12 protein-coding genes are annotated in these 14,256 nt (G+C 44.4%); 6 read left to right on the top strand and 6 right to left on the bottom strand.

Going from position 1 to position 14,256, the window contains the following annotated elements; translation table 11 throughout:
- Positions 1–16 precede the first annotated feature (16 nt).
- Positions 17–835, bottom strand: coding sequence for a pyrroline-5-carboxylate reductase (proC, locus tag ACTD55_RS11900; RefSeq protein WP_438864551.1), 819 nt, complete (start codon positions 833–835; stop codon positions 17–19).
- Between the two features lie 14 nt (positions 836–849).
- The gene (locus ACTD55_RS11895; protein WP_438864550.1) at positions 850–1,533 is read right to left on the bottom strand and encodes a YggS family pyridoxal phosphate-dependent enzyme; all 684 of its coding nucleotides are present in this window, start codon (positions 1,531–1,533) and stop codon (positions 850–852) included.
- A 50-nt stretch (positions 1,534–1,583) separates the two neighbouring features.
- Here ACTD55_RS11895 and ACTD55_RS11890 point away from each other — a divergent pair, with 50 nt between their 5' ends.
- The 3 genes from ACTD55_RS11890 to ACTD55_RS11880 are packed head-to-tail and all read left to right on the top strand — an operon-like array spanning position 1,584 to position 4,072.
- A complete protein-coding gene (locus tag ACTD55_RS11890; protein WP_438864549.1) occupies positions 1,584–2,621 on the top strand; it encodes a type IV pilus twitching motility protein PilT in 1,038 nt (345 codons plus the stop codon).
- Positions 2,622–2,632: 11 nt separating this feature from the next.
- Positions 2,633–3,745 carry a PilT/PilU family type 4a pilus ATPase gene (locus ACTD55_RS11885; RefSeq protein ID WP_438864548.1) on the top strand — a complete coding sequence of 371 codons (1,113 nt, stop codon included), beginning with the start codon at positions 2,633–2,635 and terminating at the stop codon, positions 3,743–3,745.
- Between the two features lie 18 nt (positions 3,746–3,763).
- Positions 3,764–4,072, top strand: coding sequence for a putative signal transducing protein (locus tag ACTD55_RS11880; protein WP_438864547.1), 309 nt, complete (start codon positions 3,764–3,766; stop codon positions 4,070–4,072).
- Here ACTD55_RS11880 and iadA read toward each other — a convergent pair.
- The 3 genes from iadA to ACTD55_RS11865 form a co-directional block, all read right to left on the bottom strand.
- Positions 4,069–5,241: a beta-aspartyl-peptidase gene (gene iadA / locus ACTD55_RS11875; RefSeq protein WP_438864546.1), complete on the bottom strand. Its 1,173-nt coding sequence runs from the start codon at positions 5,239–5,241 to the stop codon at positions 4,069–4,071. The two genes, ACTD55_RS11880 and iadA, sit on opposite strands and share 4 nt — an antisense overlap.
- Complete coding sequence (gene yfcC / locus ACTD55_RS11870) at positions 5,241–6,737, bottom strand: putative basic amino acid antiporter YfcC (RefSeq protein WP_438864545.1); 1,497 nt, start codon at positions 6,735–6,737, stop codon at positions 5,241–5,243. Before yfcC ends, iadA begins: the two co-directional genes overlap by 1 nt.
- A gap of 94 nt (positions 6,738–6,831) precedes the next feature.
- Positions 6,832–9,750, bottom strand: coding sequence for a TonB-dependent receptor domain-containing protein (locus ACTD55_RS11865; protein ID WP_438864544.1), 2,919 nt, complete (start codon positions 9,748–9,750; stop codon positions 6,832–6,834).
- A 380-nt stretch (positions 9,751–10,130) separates the two neighbouring features.
- Here ACTD55_RS11865 and ACTD55_RS11860 point away from each other — a divergent pair, with 380 nt between their 5' ends.
- Positions 10,131–11,909 (top strand): cyanophycinase, encoded by a 1,779-nt coding sequence (locus tag ACTD55_RS11860; RefSeq protein WP_438864543.1) that lies wholly within the window; start codon positions 10,131–10,133, stop codon positions 11,907–11,909.
- Positions 11,910–11,966: 57 nt separating this feature from the next.
- Positions 11,967–12,242 (top strand): hypothetical protein, encoded by a 276-nt coding sequence (locus ACTD55_RS11855; RefSeq protein ID WP_438864542.1) that lies wholly within the window; start codon positions 11,967–11,969, stop codon positions 12,240–12,242.
- Here the strand turns inward: ACTD55_RS11855 and ACTD55_RS11850 are convergent.
- Positions 12,239–13,102, bottom strand: a complete 864-nt coding sequence (locus tag ACTD55_RS11850) for a peptidylprolyl isomerase (protein ID WP_438864541.1) — start codon at positions 13,100–13,102, stop codon at positions 12,239–12,241. The genes ACTD55_RS11855 and ACTD55_RS11850 overlap by 4 nt on opposite strands.
- A gap of 79 nt (positions 13,103–13,181) precedes the next feature.
- Here ACTD55_RS11850 and ACTD55_RS11845 point away from each other — a divergent pair, with 79 nt between their 5' ends.
- Positions 13,182–14,246: an energy transducer TonB gene (locus tag ACTD55_RS11845; RefSeq protein ID WP_438864540.1), complete on the top strand. Its 1,065-nt coding sequence runs from the start codon at positions 13,182–13,184 to the stop codon at positions 14,244–14,246.
- Positions 14,247–14,256: the final 10 nt, after the last annotated feature.

Genomic DNA, 14,256 nt, shown 5'->3' with positions numbered 1-14,256 from the left:
TCCTAATACGAGATAATTAAAATAAATCAGACATTTGTTTAGCACGAGTCACAGCTGCTTGCATCGCTTTGCTGACCACACCAGCAAGATCACTGTTTTCAAAACTGGCAATAGCTTCAGCTGTTGTGCCGTTCTTAGACGTAACTTGGGCGCGCAACTCACTTAATTCAAGTTGAGGATTGTGACAAACCATTTCAGCGGTGCCTAACATAGCTTGTTGCACTAGCAAGCGACTGGCATCTTTATCAAATCCCATGCGCATGGCCTCTTCTTGCATGGATTGTAAAAACAAAAAGAAATACGCCGGGCTTGAACCTGCTGCCGCAATCACTCCGTCAATCATCGATTCATCTTCAACCCATAAAATTTCACCCACTTGCTTTAATAAATCACCGGCATATTGGCGATCATCAGCTTTGATGGCGCTATCAGCATATAGACCAGTCATGCCTTTAGCCAGTGAGCTGGGCGTATTAGGCATAGTGCGAACCAATTTATAGTTACCACCGAGCATTTGTTGTAAACGTTGTTGTTGGATGCCGGCAGCAATGGAAATAAATAGTTTATTGGACAAGTCGGTTTGTTGAAGATGCTCACAAACTTTCTCCATTAATTGCGGTTTAACTGCCAACACGACGACATCGGATTGCTGCACCGCTTGTAGATTATCGGTGGTGGTTTGAATTCCAAAGTCGGCGGATAACGCGTCTAATTTAGGCGTTGATGGATTGCTGGCGGTGATCATTTGGGCCGGATAGCCACTGGATACCATACCACTGATGATGCTGCGACTCATGTTACCTGCGCCAATAAAGGCAATAGTTCTGTGTTGCATAAAAATCTTGTTTCCTAATCTCTAGTTCCAAAAATAGCCGTGCCTAAGCGTATCATAGTTGCGCCAGATTTGATGGCTAGTTGCCAATCTCCGGACATGCCCATCGATAAAGTATCAACCGACGCATATTGTTGCTGGAGTTGAATGAATAAGTCGTACATTTGGCTAAATTCGGCTTGCTGCAAATGCGGGTCATCGGTTGCTGAACCAATACTCATTAGGCCCCGCAAGGTTAAATGTGGCAACGAGTCGACTGTTTTAGCCAACGCAAACAATTCATCTCGATGGATACCTGATTTATTGTCTTCATCACTGATATTAATCTGCAAACAAATATTTAACGCTGGCAGCGCTGGATCACGCTGTTCATTTAAACGTCGTGCTATTTTTTCACGATCCAGACTTTGTACCCAATCAAATGTTTCGCTAATCAGGCGTGTTTTATTCGATTGAATAGGGCCGATAAAATGCCATTCAATATCGGTCAAATCAGTTAGTTCAGCTTTTTTAGTGGCTGCTTCCTGAGCATAATTTTCCCCAAAAGCCCGTTGTCCCGCTTGGTACGCATCGCGAATAGCTTGTGCAGAATGTTTTTTACTCACCGCTAGTAAGTTTACTTTCTGTTCACTCGCGGATTGAGTGCAGTAGTTATGTATGGCTTGATATACGGATTGAAGCTGTTCTGCTATTGTTTTCATAATGTTTTTGCGGTTGTATAGAATTTGAATTGGATCTTATTGGAGTGGCTATGGATATTACCGAACTTTTGGCTTTTAGTGTCAAAAATAACGCCTCGGATTTGCACCTTTCGGCAGGACTACCGCCCATTATTCGGGTAGATGGTGAAATGCGTCGTTTGAATATCGAACCGCTGGATCATAAACAAGTACATGCGCTGGTGTACGAAATTATGAATGACCAGCAACGCAAAGAATATGAAGAAAATCTGGAAACGGATTTTTCTTTTGAAGTAAAAGATCTGTCCCGTTTTAGGGTTAATGCTTTTGTACAAAATCGTGGTGCTGCGGCAGTATTGCGGACTATCCCTAGTAAAGTACTCACGCTAGATGAGCTTGGTGCTCCACAAATATTTAAAGATATTATTAATCAACCAACCGGAATCGTATTAGTGACCGGCGCGACAGGGTCGGGTAAAAGTACCACCTTGGCGGCAATGGTTGACCATATTAATGCGCATAAACGTGAACATATTCTGACCATTGAAGACCCCATCGAATTCGTACATGAAAATAAATTAAGTCTGATTAATCAGCGGGAAGTACACCGCGATACCCATAGTTTCAATAATGCTTTGCGCAGCGCTTTACGGGAAGATCCGGATGTGATTCTGGTGGGCGAACTACGGGATTTAGAAACCATTCGATTGGCAATTTCAGCGGCTGAAACGGGCCATTTGGTGTTTGGTACCTTGCATACTAACTCTGCCCCTAAAACCATTGATCGGATCATCGATGTGTTCCCGGCAGAAGAAAAATCTATGGTGCGTTCGATGTTATCCGAATCCTTGCGGGCGGTTATTTCGCAAACCTTGCTGAAAAAAATCGGCGGAGGACGAGTTGCCGCCCATGAAATTATGATTGGCATTCCGGCTATTCGTAACTTGATCCGGGAAGATAAAGTGCCGCAAATGTATTCGGTAATCCAAACCGGTCAAGCACATGGTATGCAAACCATGGATCAGTGTTTACAGCGCTTAGTCGGCTCTGGTCAAATTAGTGCTCAGGATGCGGCGGCTAAATCGATTGATAAACAACCTAAATTTTAGGAGTTAATAAAGTGGACTTAACCCCTTTTTTGCAGCAAATGGCCGAAACCAATGCCTCAGATTTGTTTATCACGGTCGGTTTTCCGGTGAGTGCCAAAATTAATGGCCAGATGACACCGATTACCCAGCAAGTGTTGAGTGTTGAACAAGCGCAAGCCTTATGCGATAGCGCCATGAACGAAAAGCAGCAAACCGAGTTTGCCGAGACTAAAGAATGTAATTTCGCCATCGCCCGCGAGGGGATAGGTCGTTTTCGGGTCAGTGCGTTTTGGCAACGGGATCTGCCCGGTATGGTTATTCGCCGCATTGTGACGCAAATTCCCAAGGCTGACGATTTGGGATTACCGGAAATTCTAAAAGATATTATTATGGCCAAACGCGGGTTGGTGCTGTTTGTGGGGGCCACTGGCACCGGTAAATCCACCTCCTTGGCCGCGTTAATGGGGCATCGCAATCAGAATTCCCGTGGGCATATTCTGACTATCGAAGATCCTATCGAATTTGTGCATGAACATGCCAATTGTGTGGTCACTCAACGTGAAGTGGGGATCGATACCCAGTCGTTTGACGATGCACTAAAAAGTTCGCTACGTCAGGCCCCGGACGTGATCCTGATTGGTGAAATCCGCTCGATGGAAATCATGGAATATGCTATGTCTTTTGCCGACACCGGTCATTTATGTGTGGCTACTTTGCACGCTAATAATGCTAATCAGGCGATTGAACGGATTATGCATTTAGCGCCCAAAGATCAGCATGACAAATTACGTTTTGATTTAAGTTTGAATATGCGTGCCATTGTGGCACAGCAGTTGGTGCCGACCAAAGACGGTAAAGGTCGTGTAGCAGCGATAGAAGTATTGTTAAATTCACCTTTTGTACGGGACTTGATTCAGCGTAATGAAATTGGTGGCTTAAAAGAAGCCATGCAAAAAGGCAAAGAGCAAGGCATGCAAACCTTTGATATGGCGTTATACGATTTGTATAAACAAGGTGTGATAAACCTTGATGACGCATTGCACTGTGCAGACTCACCCAATGATTTACGTTTGATGATTAAGTTGGACACCGGTGAAGGCTCCAGTATGGGATCGCTCAGCGGTGTGTCAATTGATAGTGATTAACGGCTAAGGACGTTGACTATGCTCAAATTATTTAGCAGTGAAGATCGTTTTATGGTTTGGCATATCAAAGAGTTATTAGATCAAAAAGGGATTCCTTGCTGTATCAAAAATGAATTCGCTATAGGTGCCGCAGGGGATCTATCCCCGTTTGATTGCTGGCCAGAAGTATGGATCACCGATGAAGAATGGATGACACAAGCACAAAATATAGTGCAGGCAATACAGAATAAAGGCGAGGGGCAGTGTGACTGGATCTGCCCCGAGTGTAATGAGGTTAACACCGCCAGTTTTGATATTTGCTGGCGATGTCAACATCAGCGAACCTAATCAAACGTACCTTTGCACACAGGCATTCCCTGTTCAACTAACAGCTTGCCTTTACCATAAACAGATTCAATATTGAGATTACTGGCGTTCACAATTAGCAAATCAGCGTCCGTACCGGGGCATACTCGTCCTTTTTGAGTTAAGCCTAAAATGTTTGCTGGGCTAAGTGTGGCAGCGCTTAATGCATCGGATAAACTGACGTTATATTGTGTCACCGCCTGTTTTACTGCCTCATACAAACTGGCCACTTTTCCTACTTCTAATCCGGTTAAATGTCCTTCTGAATCGAATACGGGTAAGCTGGCATTGCCATCGGAACTCATGGTTAATTGTGCGATATCTACTCCGGCTTGCAACGCTTTGGCTAACGCTAATGCGGCCGGGATTTCGCCTTCAGCTAAATATTGTTCGTTGGTGGATGTGGTAAAATCAATTACACCTCCTTGTTTACACCAGCTAATCCCCGCATCTAACAATGATTGATTCCGGTTTATATGGGTGGGATAAAATTGATGGGCAGGAATATCCGTTTGTTCAATCACTTGTTGTAACATAGTTAATTGTGATTCACCTTCACCAACGTGGATACTTACAATTCCTTTTTTCCCGGATAACATGCCCGCTACTCTGGCTTGTGACGCAATACGGGCTAACTCATGGATAGTGGGTTGTGACGAGCGGTGATCGGCAATAGCGACTTCACCCACGCCAATCATTTTGTCGATAAAAATAATATCTTGCTCAACACTACCGGTTATTGTTTTAACTGGAACCTGATAAGAACCCGAGTAGCAATATACCGATAAACCTTCATTTTCCAAGCCATGGGCTTTGGCAAGCAAATCTGGCAAGGTACGAGTCACAGAATCGGTGCCTAACGCACCAATTACGGTTGTTACACCGGCAGCTGTGGCATCGGTCAGTGTCATTTGTGGCGTCCGGGTATGAAAGCCACCTTCTCCTCCGCCCCCACTGATATGCACCAGACTATCGACCAAGCCTGGAAACAATAATTTTCCGCGACCGTTAATGCGCGTCAGCATAGGTGTCTCAATACTTAGTTCTGGTTCGATGGCTGCGATTTGATTGCCGCAAATTAGAACATCTTGGGTTCCAAGGTATTCCGGAGCGTATACCTCTATTTGTTCAATTAAGATAAGTTGATTCATTAATAATTCACCATAACTGCGATAACCACTGCGGCGGAGGAAATAGCAAACAAAGCCAGCATAGGTTTATAGATAAATTTGGCCCAGATAACCCATTCGATTCTCGCCACGCCCAGACAACCAATGAGTGAGGCTGAAGTGGGAATGATGATGTTGGTCAAGCCGTCACCCAGCTGGAATGCTAATACGGCCGTTTGTCGTGATACGCCAACCAAGTCGGATAAAGGTGCCATCAGCGGCATAGTTAAGGCTGCCTGACCCGATCCAGAGGCGATAAAAAAATTAAAAATAGATTGAAATAACAACATAAAAAACGCCGACAATGCTGCTGGTAAATGGGCCATGCCGTCACCTGCATAGTGCAGTAAGGTATTGAGTACCGATGGGGTGGTGGCGTCATCACCACCTAGAATTAACACAATTCCCTTCGCCATGCCGACAATTAACGCTGCTGGCAACAAATCTTTAGCGCCTTGCTGAAAGGCTGATGACGCTTGATTCATGGTCATTCGTTTGCCGATATTGGCAATGACCGCAACCGCCACTCCCATGGCAAAAAATTGGCTGGCAATTTCCGGGATATAATACTGCTGGAACGTTACCCCCCAAACAACCCAGATAATACCGCTGACCAATGTTAGTAGAATCAGCTTATCGGTAATTGTTAAATCAGTTTTAATTTCCTGACTGTGTTGACGACGAAAATATTCATCAGCGTCATAACTGGCACTGGATTCAGGTGCTGACTTGACGACAGAGGCATAGCGTAAAGTGAAAATCATACCGAGTGTGGTAAATAGTAGCCAAAGACCGATACGATACATGCTGCCAGACATTAACGGCACATCTGCAATTCCTTGTGCGATAGCCACACTAAAAGGATTCATCCACGACGTAGCAAATCCGATTTGTGTCGCGATATAAGTGATTAGTACTGATGTTATTGCGTTATAGCCAAGGGCAATAATGAGGGGGGTTAAAACGATACAAAAGGCAATTGATTCTTCACCCATTCCAAATACTGCGCCCCCAAAGGAGAACAATAAAAACATCAGTGGAAGAATGAATTTGTCCGTGTGTTGAAACCGGCTGATAAGTGCCATGATCCCGTTATTTACTGCACCGGAATGCATAATAATGCCAAAGGATCCGCCCACTATCAGAATGAACGCGATGACGCCGACGGCAGACCCCCATTTGTCACCCGATACCAATCCTTCAAATGCATAATTTAAAAAACCATTCCCGCCTTGGTCTGCAAATAGCACCGCACCTTGTTGTTGTTTATCACTTAACTGGAAACTGTCTGGATCAATTTCCTGTCGAGGGTGAGGTTGTCCTTCAATAAGGTGTGTCACTTCATGTGTTGTAAAATAACCTGCCGGAATGACATGACTTAACAGACTGGCAAGAGCCACGACAAAAAACAGAATGACAAACGCATCGGGCATTCTGGTCGCTAATGACGTCCGTTCTTTGGCTTGCGTATTTTGCATAATTTATTAACCGTATTTTGGTACACAAGAAACCTGTACCGAGTCAGAAAGTGCAGCGCCATAGCCCTGGTTATCAGGTCTATGGCGCTTGAAGTCAGAATGTGTAGGTTACTGACAAATTATAAGTGGTGCCATACGCGTTATGATTAAGGGCATCAAAGCCACGCGCCGACCCATATGCAACGGGAGCTTGGCGATCGAACAAATTATCTATGGTTAAACGTAAGACTGCTTTGTCAAAATAGTAACCAGCGCTAGCGGTGACAGTCGTCCAGGAACTGACTTGGCGATTACCGTCCATGTCTAGTTCGCCCAGACTTTCCAGCTCATCGAGTTCCCGACCACGCAAACGTTCAATATCGTCAGCATAAGAAGATGTGTAGTAGGCACTTAATCCCAAGTACCAGTCTTTACTATCCCAATACATACTCGCACTGGCAATATCTTTCGGATAACGCCAGGTGCCTGCTAACTGTTCAATTTGATCAGAACCGGGTTTATTGCGCTCAAAGCTGATGTAATGAGTACCATCAATTTTGAAGGTTAAATCACCCGACGCAAACTCAAACATATGATCGGCTTTTAAATCTATACCACTAATGGTTTGGGTGCCGGTGTTTTGCAATTGAATAATATGGTCACGATAGAGCTCCAGTTCCTGATAGCGGGGATCGGCAAACGCGACCCATGCATCAAGAATTTCAGTCAAATTGGCGCCCTGGTCTTCCAGGGTAAGGCCTGAATTATCTGTCACTAAACACATGTCCGGGCTATAAGAAATACCGGTTTCACCTTCGGGAACCAGCCCGCAATGGCGCAGGTTTGAATCGGTGATGGCACGATCCAGCACGGCAGTCATATCGGTATCAACCAACTTTTCATGATTGAAATGCCAATAATCCAACGTGATATTAGTATGTTTGGTCGGGCTAAATCCAACGCCAAAACTAATTGATTCTGATTCTTCCGCTTCAAGCTTTGAGTTACCCAGTTCCAGCACATTGTTACTGCGCAAATCACCATATCCTTCGCAGTATAAATCAGCGACCGCTTGATTGGCTGAGCAATCAAACGATGCAGTAGTAGTGCGTAATTTTACCCCGGCCTGGGTCAGAGATGGGGCACGAAATGAAGTGGACCAAGACGCTCGCATTACCCAATTGTCAGCAGGTCGATAGGTCAAAGCGACTTTGGGATTAAAACTTGAGCCAAAATCATTGTAGTTGTCGAAACGTCCAGCCAGTTGCATATCCAGATTGTCAGCCAGTGGAACATAAAACTCGGCAAAAGCGCCCCATTGAGTGCGCTGCGCGGCAGATAAACTGGAGCCAAAACCGAATACATCCACTAAATAATCATTACTGGCCTGAGCTCTTGAGTTCAGTGAAGGCGTATCGGTTATTTCTTCACGGCGGAGTTCGGCACCAAAGGCGGCACGAACGTAGTCATCATTAAACTCGAATAATTCACCGCTAATATTGGCATCCCACGCATAAACGGTACTTTGTCCTTTGCGCGTTGGCGTTGCCTGAGTGGATGCCAATACTGCGTCATTGTCTGCGTCACCAGTTAAAAAAGGATTATATATTGGCATTAAATTCCCAGCCTGACAGCTGAGACTATCGGAATTCACATCATAGTTGGCAATCGATCCATCGGAGCATAGTTCACCACTCAGTGCAGCATGATATTGATAACGATTATAAATTCCTGCGGAGGCCACTTGGTCAGACTTTGACTTTGATAACGTCACTGCTGACTCCCATTCCCAGTCATTGAACTCGCCAGATAATCCACTAACTAGTCTAACTGCGTTGGATGTTACATCAATGGTGCGAGGAGTAGAAAAGCGTGCATCAAATTGAAATCCATATAAGCGCTGTCCTGCCTGCGTATAGAATGGGTCAATATACATATTGTCCAATAAATTGTTACGCACTGAGTCGCTGAATATGTCCAGCGCGGTTTCCGGTACCCACGGACCTTCAGAATCATCTACTTGGTTAATCGGTGCTGGAGTGGAATACGAGGTAGATTTTGTATGACTAAAAAAGGCATTGGTAAACCAGCGTATATCGGATAACTGTTTTTCAAACGTAAAGCCAGCTGAACTGCTCTCCATTGGTGTTTCCAGCCAGTCATCACCATTGCCATAGTAAGCGCAAATTTGTTCACCGAATTCAGTCGTGACGAGTTGAGTTTGACAGTTAGGGGCGCCAATCTCGTTACCATCCAGAGCCGCGTAGTAATAAATATTCGGCGTATTTTTGGGTAAGTAGGAATAACTGCTTTGCAGCGCTGGATTGCGGGTTTGAGCGCGATCAGTTGCTTTGAAAGCGTTGCGATCAAAGTAGTCAGCAAATAGCATTAAATCCCCGCCTGCAACGTTGCCACCCCAGACAAAGTTCAGATTGTACTTTCCTTCATCGCTACTGGCCGTGCTGTTGCCATACGAACCGGTTAATTCTGCCCCTTGATAATCTTTTTTCAGAATATAATTGATTACCCCAGCAACCGCATCGGCTCCATAGGTGGCTGATGCACCTGTTGCCAATACTTCAATTCGGTCAATTGCTGCCAAGGGAATGCTATTGATGTCGACAAAGTTTTGCGTACCGGCGGCAAAGGAACTGGCGGCAATCCTGCGACCGTTAATTAGAGTCAGTGTTGATGCCGGACCCATGCCTCGAAGTGAAGCTGCTGCCTGTCCCGCCGGTGTCGATGTTGATGTTGCGCCACTTTGCGAAGTAGAGAAGCTACCTTCCCCTCCACGTGTTTGGGATACTGTTCGCATCAGATCCGATAGTGAGGAAGCTCCGGATTTCTTGATGGCTTCGCTATCAATAATGATGAGGGGTTGCGAGCCTTCCATATCAACACCACGAATATGGGTACCAGTGACCTGGACTTTTTCGATGGCATTTTGTGTTTCGAGTTCTTGAGCATTGAGCTGGTTTGTAAAACCCAGACCCATAGATAAACCGATAGCAATAGAAAGTACGTTGCGTTGCATGATGTATTACCTTTGTTGTTATGCCGGAAACGTCAGCGGTAATGCCAATAAAGACAAAACCAGCTCATTCCGGTGTGTTTTTTTAATTATGTTTTAGATAAAAAAGGCGCAGCTGTGCACGAGGAGTGCTTAAACCACGATTAAGACAGGTAGCTTATTCGTCCCACCATTCGGACAAATAAAAACTTTGGTAATGATAAATGGTCAAGTTGACCGCTTTTTTCAACATAATTTAGGTAATTTAGACGCTTAATTTTTTAATTAATTATTCAAATTTCGCACTAGTTGCTGTGCAGATTTTTTGTTTGACACGCATTAATAAATACACTTAGCGTAAAAGCTTGTCAATACGAAGGCTATCAGAATTGTAAGGAAATTTCGTGGTTAAAATAGCAGTACCCCTCATTATATTGAATGTTTTTATTGGTAGTCAGGCATTGGCTAATGTCGCCGATATTGACGCTAAAATCAGAAATTACGCAGCTAATGTGGGTGCTAATTACGATTTGGCGCTTGTTGGAGGAGGGCTGAAAACCTGTTCCAGTTTCCATCCTGAACAATGCATTGATAGCTCTTATGTGAAGCAAGGTAAGAGCGAAGAAAAGTATAAAATTAGCCAGTCGGGGATTGATCTGTTTCTCGCTTCCGAACTGTTTTTGCAGCAACCTGAACCATTGCGAGACAATTTAAAACAAGTTATCGGGTATATTTATGCAGATTTTGAGGGTAGAACCTTTACTCGGGCAAACCTAAAAAAGGTTTTTTCAACCATTGATTCGCCATCTCTAAATGGCACCGAAATCTATCGTAATATGCCAAATGACTTATATCACGCATTGCTAGATTGCTTGCAAACTATACAATTAAACGAAAAAAATCAAAGGGTTACTGAAAAAGTAGATTTAGCGAACAATAAAAATCGACAAGCCAGATTTGTTTATCAGAAATTTGTTGAAATCGCTCAACATCGAGCGGGTAAGGGGAATAAACCTAAAATTGCGATTATCACTGCATCGTCACGAGATCCCTTTGAAGCCATTGATTTTTATCTGGATGTTTTTACTCAGGCGGGGGCAGAGGTGGTCTGGCTTCCATTGGATCAAACCTATCAGTCAGCAAGATTTCTCGAAGCGATGGGAGTCAACGGCTGTCAACGCTTGACTGAGTTACGTGAAAAACAGGGGAGCTTTAACCGAGAAGCTGTCTATCCAAAGTACACAGAAATGCAGCGACAATATTGTCAACAACCACAAAAAATGCTGGATCAGCTGGCCAGCTTAGACGGTGTGTTCTTCAATGGTGGAGATCAAAGCTTGACCTTAAAAGCACTCAGAAAATTCGATGGTAGTCCAACAGCTGAATTGGCGTTAATTCAAACAAGAATGTTGGCGCACCAATTAGTGGTGGGAGGCACCAGTGCAGGCACTGCAGTGCAGTCGGGAGGAGAGTTTAATCACCGGCCAATACCAATGATCAGCAATGGCAGCAGTGCTCATGCTTTTCTTCGAGGTGTGTTTGCCATTGCTCCACCGCTTGAATCGTGTGGTACCGATCAAGATTGTGGTAATGGTTTACAAGGCGCAGATGTCACCTATAACCACCAAGGAGGCACAGGATTGTTTAATTCAGGCATCGTTGATACGCATTTTTCAGAACGGGACAGAGAGGGACGACTGGCCATGTTGGCTACACAAACTCAAACACGTTATGGATTTGGTGTTGATGAAGCCACCGCCTTGTTAGTGTCGGTTAAGCCGGATACAACCGATATGGCTGTGATAGGGCATGGTGGGGTATGGATTGTTGATACTCAACATAGCATTTTTAAGCAGCAAGAAGGTAAGCGTCAATTGGTCGCGACAACTCATTACCTTAATCATGGCGATAAACTGAGTATTGATAAGGCCAGTTCGCAGATGCAAATCCAGCTATCCGGTCGTAAACTTTCTGAACCTGAAGCAATTGAACCCGCTTACCCCGAAGGACAGTGGCGTCAGCAATTGTTTCAACATTGTGGATTAGCACAACCGTTAAAATGGACTTTAGATAATATTGCGATGGTGGTTCAACCCACCAATGATAGTCATTTTACTGTCAGTGGGGGTGATAGCTTAAAACGTTGCAGTTATACAAATCTTGTTTTTGGAATGGAAAGATAAATAACGCCTGATATTTGTTATCATAGCGGTTCGTATCAACAATAAATTCGTGAGCAAATGATAACTGATAAAGACAAATTAATAAGTAAACATCAGCAACTTACCCAGTCCGATGGGGTTAAGGTTACCTCTCATGTGGAGCGTGAAATGGATGACTGGTTTGTGAATACCCTGATGATTGAAAACTGTGACGTACCATTTAAATTTAAACGTAAAAAGCAGTATAAAAGTCTAACGGGCGCACGGGTGAATTTGTCTTATTATCCCGCTACTGAACAAGTAGCGGGAATGGATTTTGAAGTAATGAATGTGGTTAGAATTAAGCGTTCCTAGTTTTGTTTAGCGGGCACGTTGTCAGAGATGAGCTCGCTGGTAACGCCTCGGTAACACACATCGATGTTGCCGGTGCCTTTATAATGAAAGAACGGGTTATCCAAACTCCGCGAGCTGGCCAGTTTGTTGGCATATTGTTCACCAAACTCATTCTGGACATGTAGCTTAAGTTGCTGGTCGGTACTTAAATCACTGCCCACATGTGCAGATAAAATCTTACTGCGCTTGTCCGGATCATCAATCACACCGCCATTATTTGGCTCGCCACGGTTTACTGCCTGGACATGCTGCATACCATAGATGACCCGACCAAAAACACTCATATTACGATCCAGATGGCGTGGAGCCTGACCAATATTAATGTAGAAATCAGTGGTGCCGCTGTTAATGTCATTACTACGTGCCATCGCTACCACACCATAGCAATGTAACAACCATTCGACTTTATCTTGCGGATCACGTCCGGCTGCAAACCCATGCAAGATCCCGGTTTGTGCGGCTAAAAACGCTGGTGACTGTACCAGGCGGAAACTGTCATCGGTGGATAGTGAACGGGTAAATTCGGCTTTTAGCGGCGCTTTGTTTTCGCTGGCCTTCTGTTCGCTGATATCACCGGCTTGAGCAACAAAACCATCGATAACCCGATAAAAGTCCAATCCGTCATAAAAGCCTTCTCGCACCAACGCTTTAAACTGTTTAACATGATTGGGTGCCATAAACGGGGCTAACTCAATCGCCACCGTACCGGTATCGAGTTGTAAATAAACCAGATTGTCCTGTTGCGGAATACGCCAGTTTGCTGTTTGAGCGTGACATATTCCACACATGAGTGCTAAGCAGATCAGAAGCCAGTTTTTCATTTTGGTTTTTCCTGTAGGGGTTAACTTTTACTGTTTTAGCATGCCATACTAATCGAGCTTAAAACAAAAGGAATTGATTATGCACTTTCATCAATTAAAAGTTATTTTCGCCAAGACTCTTGTGGTCATGGTTCAATTAGGTTTATTCGCGATACCCACCAGTTTTGCACAAGAGACCGAACAATCGGCTCAGGCCAATCAACGGGTTGCGCCCCGTTATCCGATTAATCAGGCACGCAATGGGCAGGAGGGGTGGGTGCAACTTAGTTTTGTGATTGATGAACAGGGTAACGTAATTGATCCCTTTGTGGTTGACTCCTCAGGGATTAAAGGCTTTGAAAAAGCGGCACTCAACGCGATACAGGATTGGCAATATAGCCCGGCTATGCAAGATGGCAAACCGGTACAGCAATGTGAAAATAAAGTGCAATTAGATTTTAAGTTGGAACAGGCACCCAAAGGCGGTACGCGCAAATTTGTCAAATTAATACGCCAATTTAATCATGAGCTGACCGACAATAAATTGACCGAAGCCAAGGCGGCATTGAACGAGTTGGAAGAGTTGCCACGCTGGAATTTTTACGAGTCGGTGTATTTTGATCTGGCCAAGTCCAATTATGCTCGTGCCACAGGCCTGCCTGAGCAGCAACTTTATTATCTGAGTAATGCGTTGATTAACAAAGGGGAATATTTACCCGAAAAAATTTATGCAGCCGGTTTGCAGGAAAAATTTATTCTGGAAGTCACCCAAAACAAATTAATGGATGCGCTGGATACGTTTGACGTTATGCAAAACGCCACATCGGAGTTGGTGACTGAATTAGTCGAGAAGGTAAAGCCGGTGGTCGGTCAGATCCATGACTTTATTGCCAGCGAAAATCCTATCAGTGTTAGTGCCACTATCGGAGAACGCGGGTACTGGAGGCATATTCTGAGTCGTAAAGCCTTTGCATTTGTCGATATCGAGAATGGAGTTGATGAAATGGATATTCGTTGTGATAAGCACCGCGACAAATTTAAAGTTGAGATAGACAAGATGTGGAAGATCCCGGTCAAATGGGGCGAATGTCAAGTGTTTGTCCGTGGTGAGCAAGGTACCCATTTTAAGTTGGTTGAATTAACGGACGGGCAGCACACCAGCTAATTGGCGGGTG

The sequence above is a fragment of the Neptunicella sp. genome, assembly GCF_048268085.1.
In the GTDB taxonomy this organism is placed as follows: domain Bacteria; phylum Pseudomonadota; class Gammaproteobacteria; order Enterobacterales; family Alteromonadaceae; genus Neptunicella.
This window is presented reverse-complemented; position numbering and strand designations above follow the sequence as displayed.

What these genes read in the sequence shown, in the direction of transcription:
- ACTD55_RS11850 (WP_438864541.1), bottom strand. Translation starts at nt 13,102, where the DNA reads ATGAAAAACTGGCTTCTGATCTGCTTAGCACTCATGTGTGGAATATGT.
- proC (WP_438864551.1), bottom strand. Translation starts at nt 835, where the DNA reads ATGCAACACAGAACTATTGCCTTTATTGGCGCAGGTAACATGAGTCGC.
- ACTD55_RS11845 (WP_438864540.1), top strand. Translation starts at nt 13,182, where the DNA reads ATGCACTTTCATCAATTAAAAGTTATTTTCGCCAAGACTCTTGTGGTC.
- ACTD55_RS11855 (WP_438864542.1), top strand. Translation starts at nt 11,967, where the DNA reads ATGATAACTGATAAAGACAAATTAATAAGTAAACATCAGCAACTTACC.
- ACTD55_RS11865 (WP_438864544.1), bottom strand. Translation starts at nt 9,750, where the DNA reads ATGCAACGCAACGTACTTTCTATTGCTATCGGTTTATCTATGGGTCTG.
- iadA (WP_438864546.1), bottom strand. Translation starts at nt 5,241, where the DNA reads ATGAATCAACTTATCTTAATTGAACAAATAGAGGTATACGCTCCGGAA.
- ACTD55_RS11890 (WP_438864549.1), top strand. Translation starts at nt 1,584, where the DNA reads ATGGATATTACCGAACTTTTGGCTTTTAGTGTCAAAAATAACGCCTCG.
- ACTD55_RS11895 (WP_438864550.1), bottom strand. Translation starts at nt 1,533, where the DNA reads ATGAAAACAATAGCAGAACAGCTTCAATCCGTATATCAAGCCATACAT.
- yfcC (WP_438864545.1), bottom strand. Translation starts at nt 6,737, where the DNA reads ATGCAAAATACGCAAGCCAAAGAACGGACGTCATTAGCGACCAGAATG.
- ACTD55_RS11880 (WP_438864547.1), top strand. Translation starts at nt 3,764, where the DNA reads ATGCTCAAATTATTTAGCAGTGAAGATCGTTTTATGGTTTGGCATATC.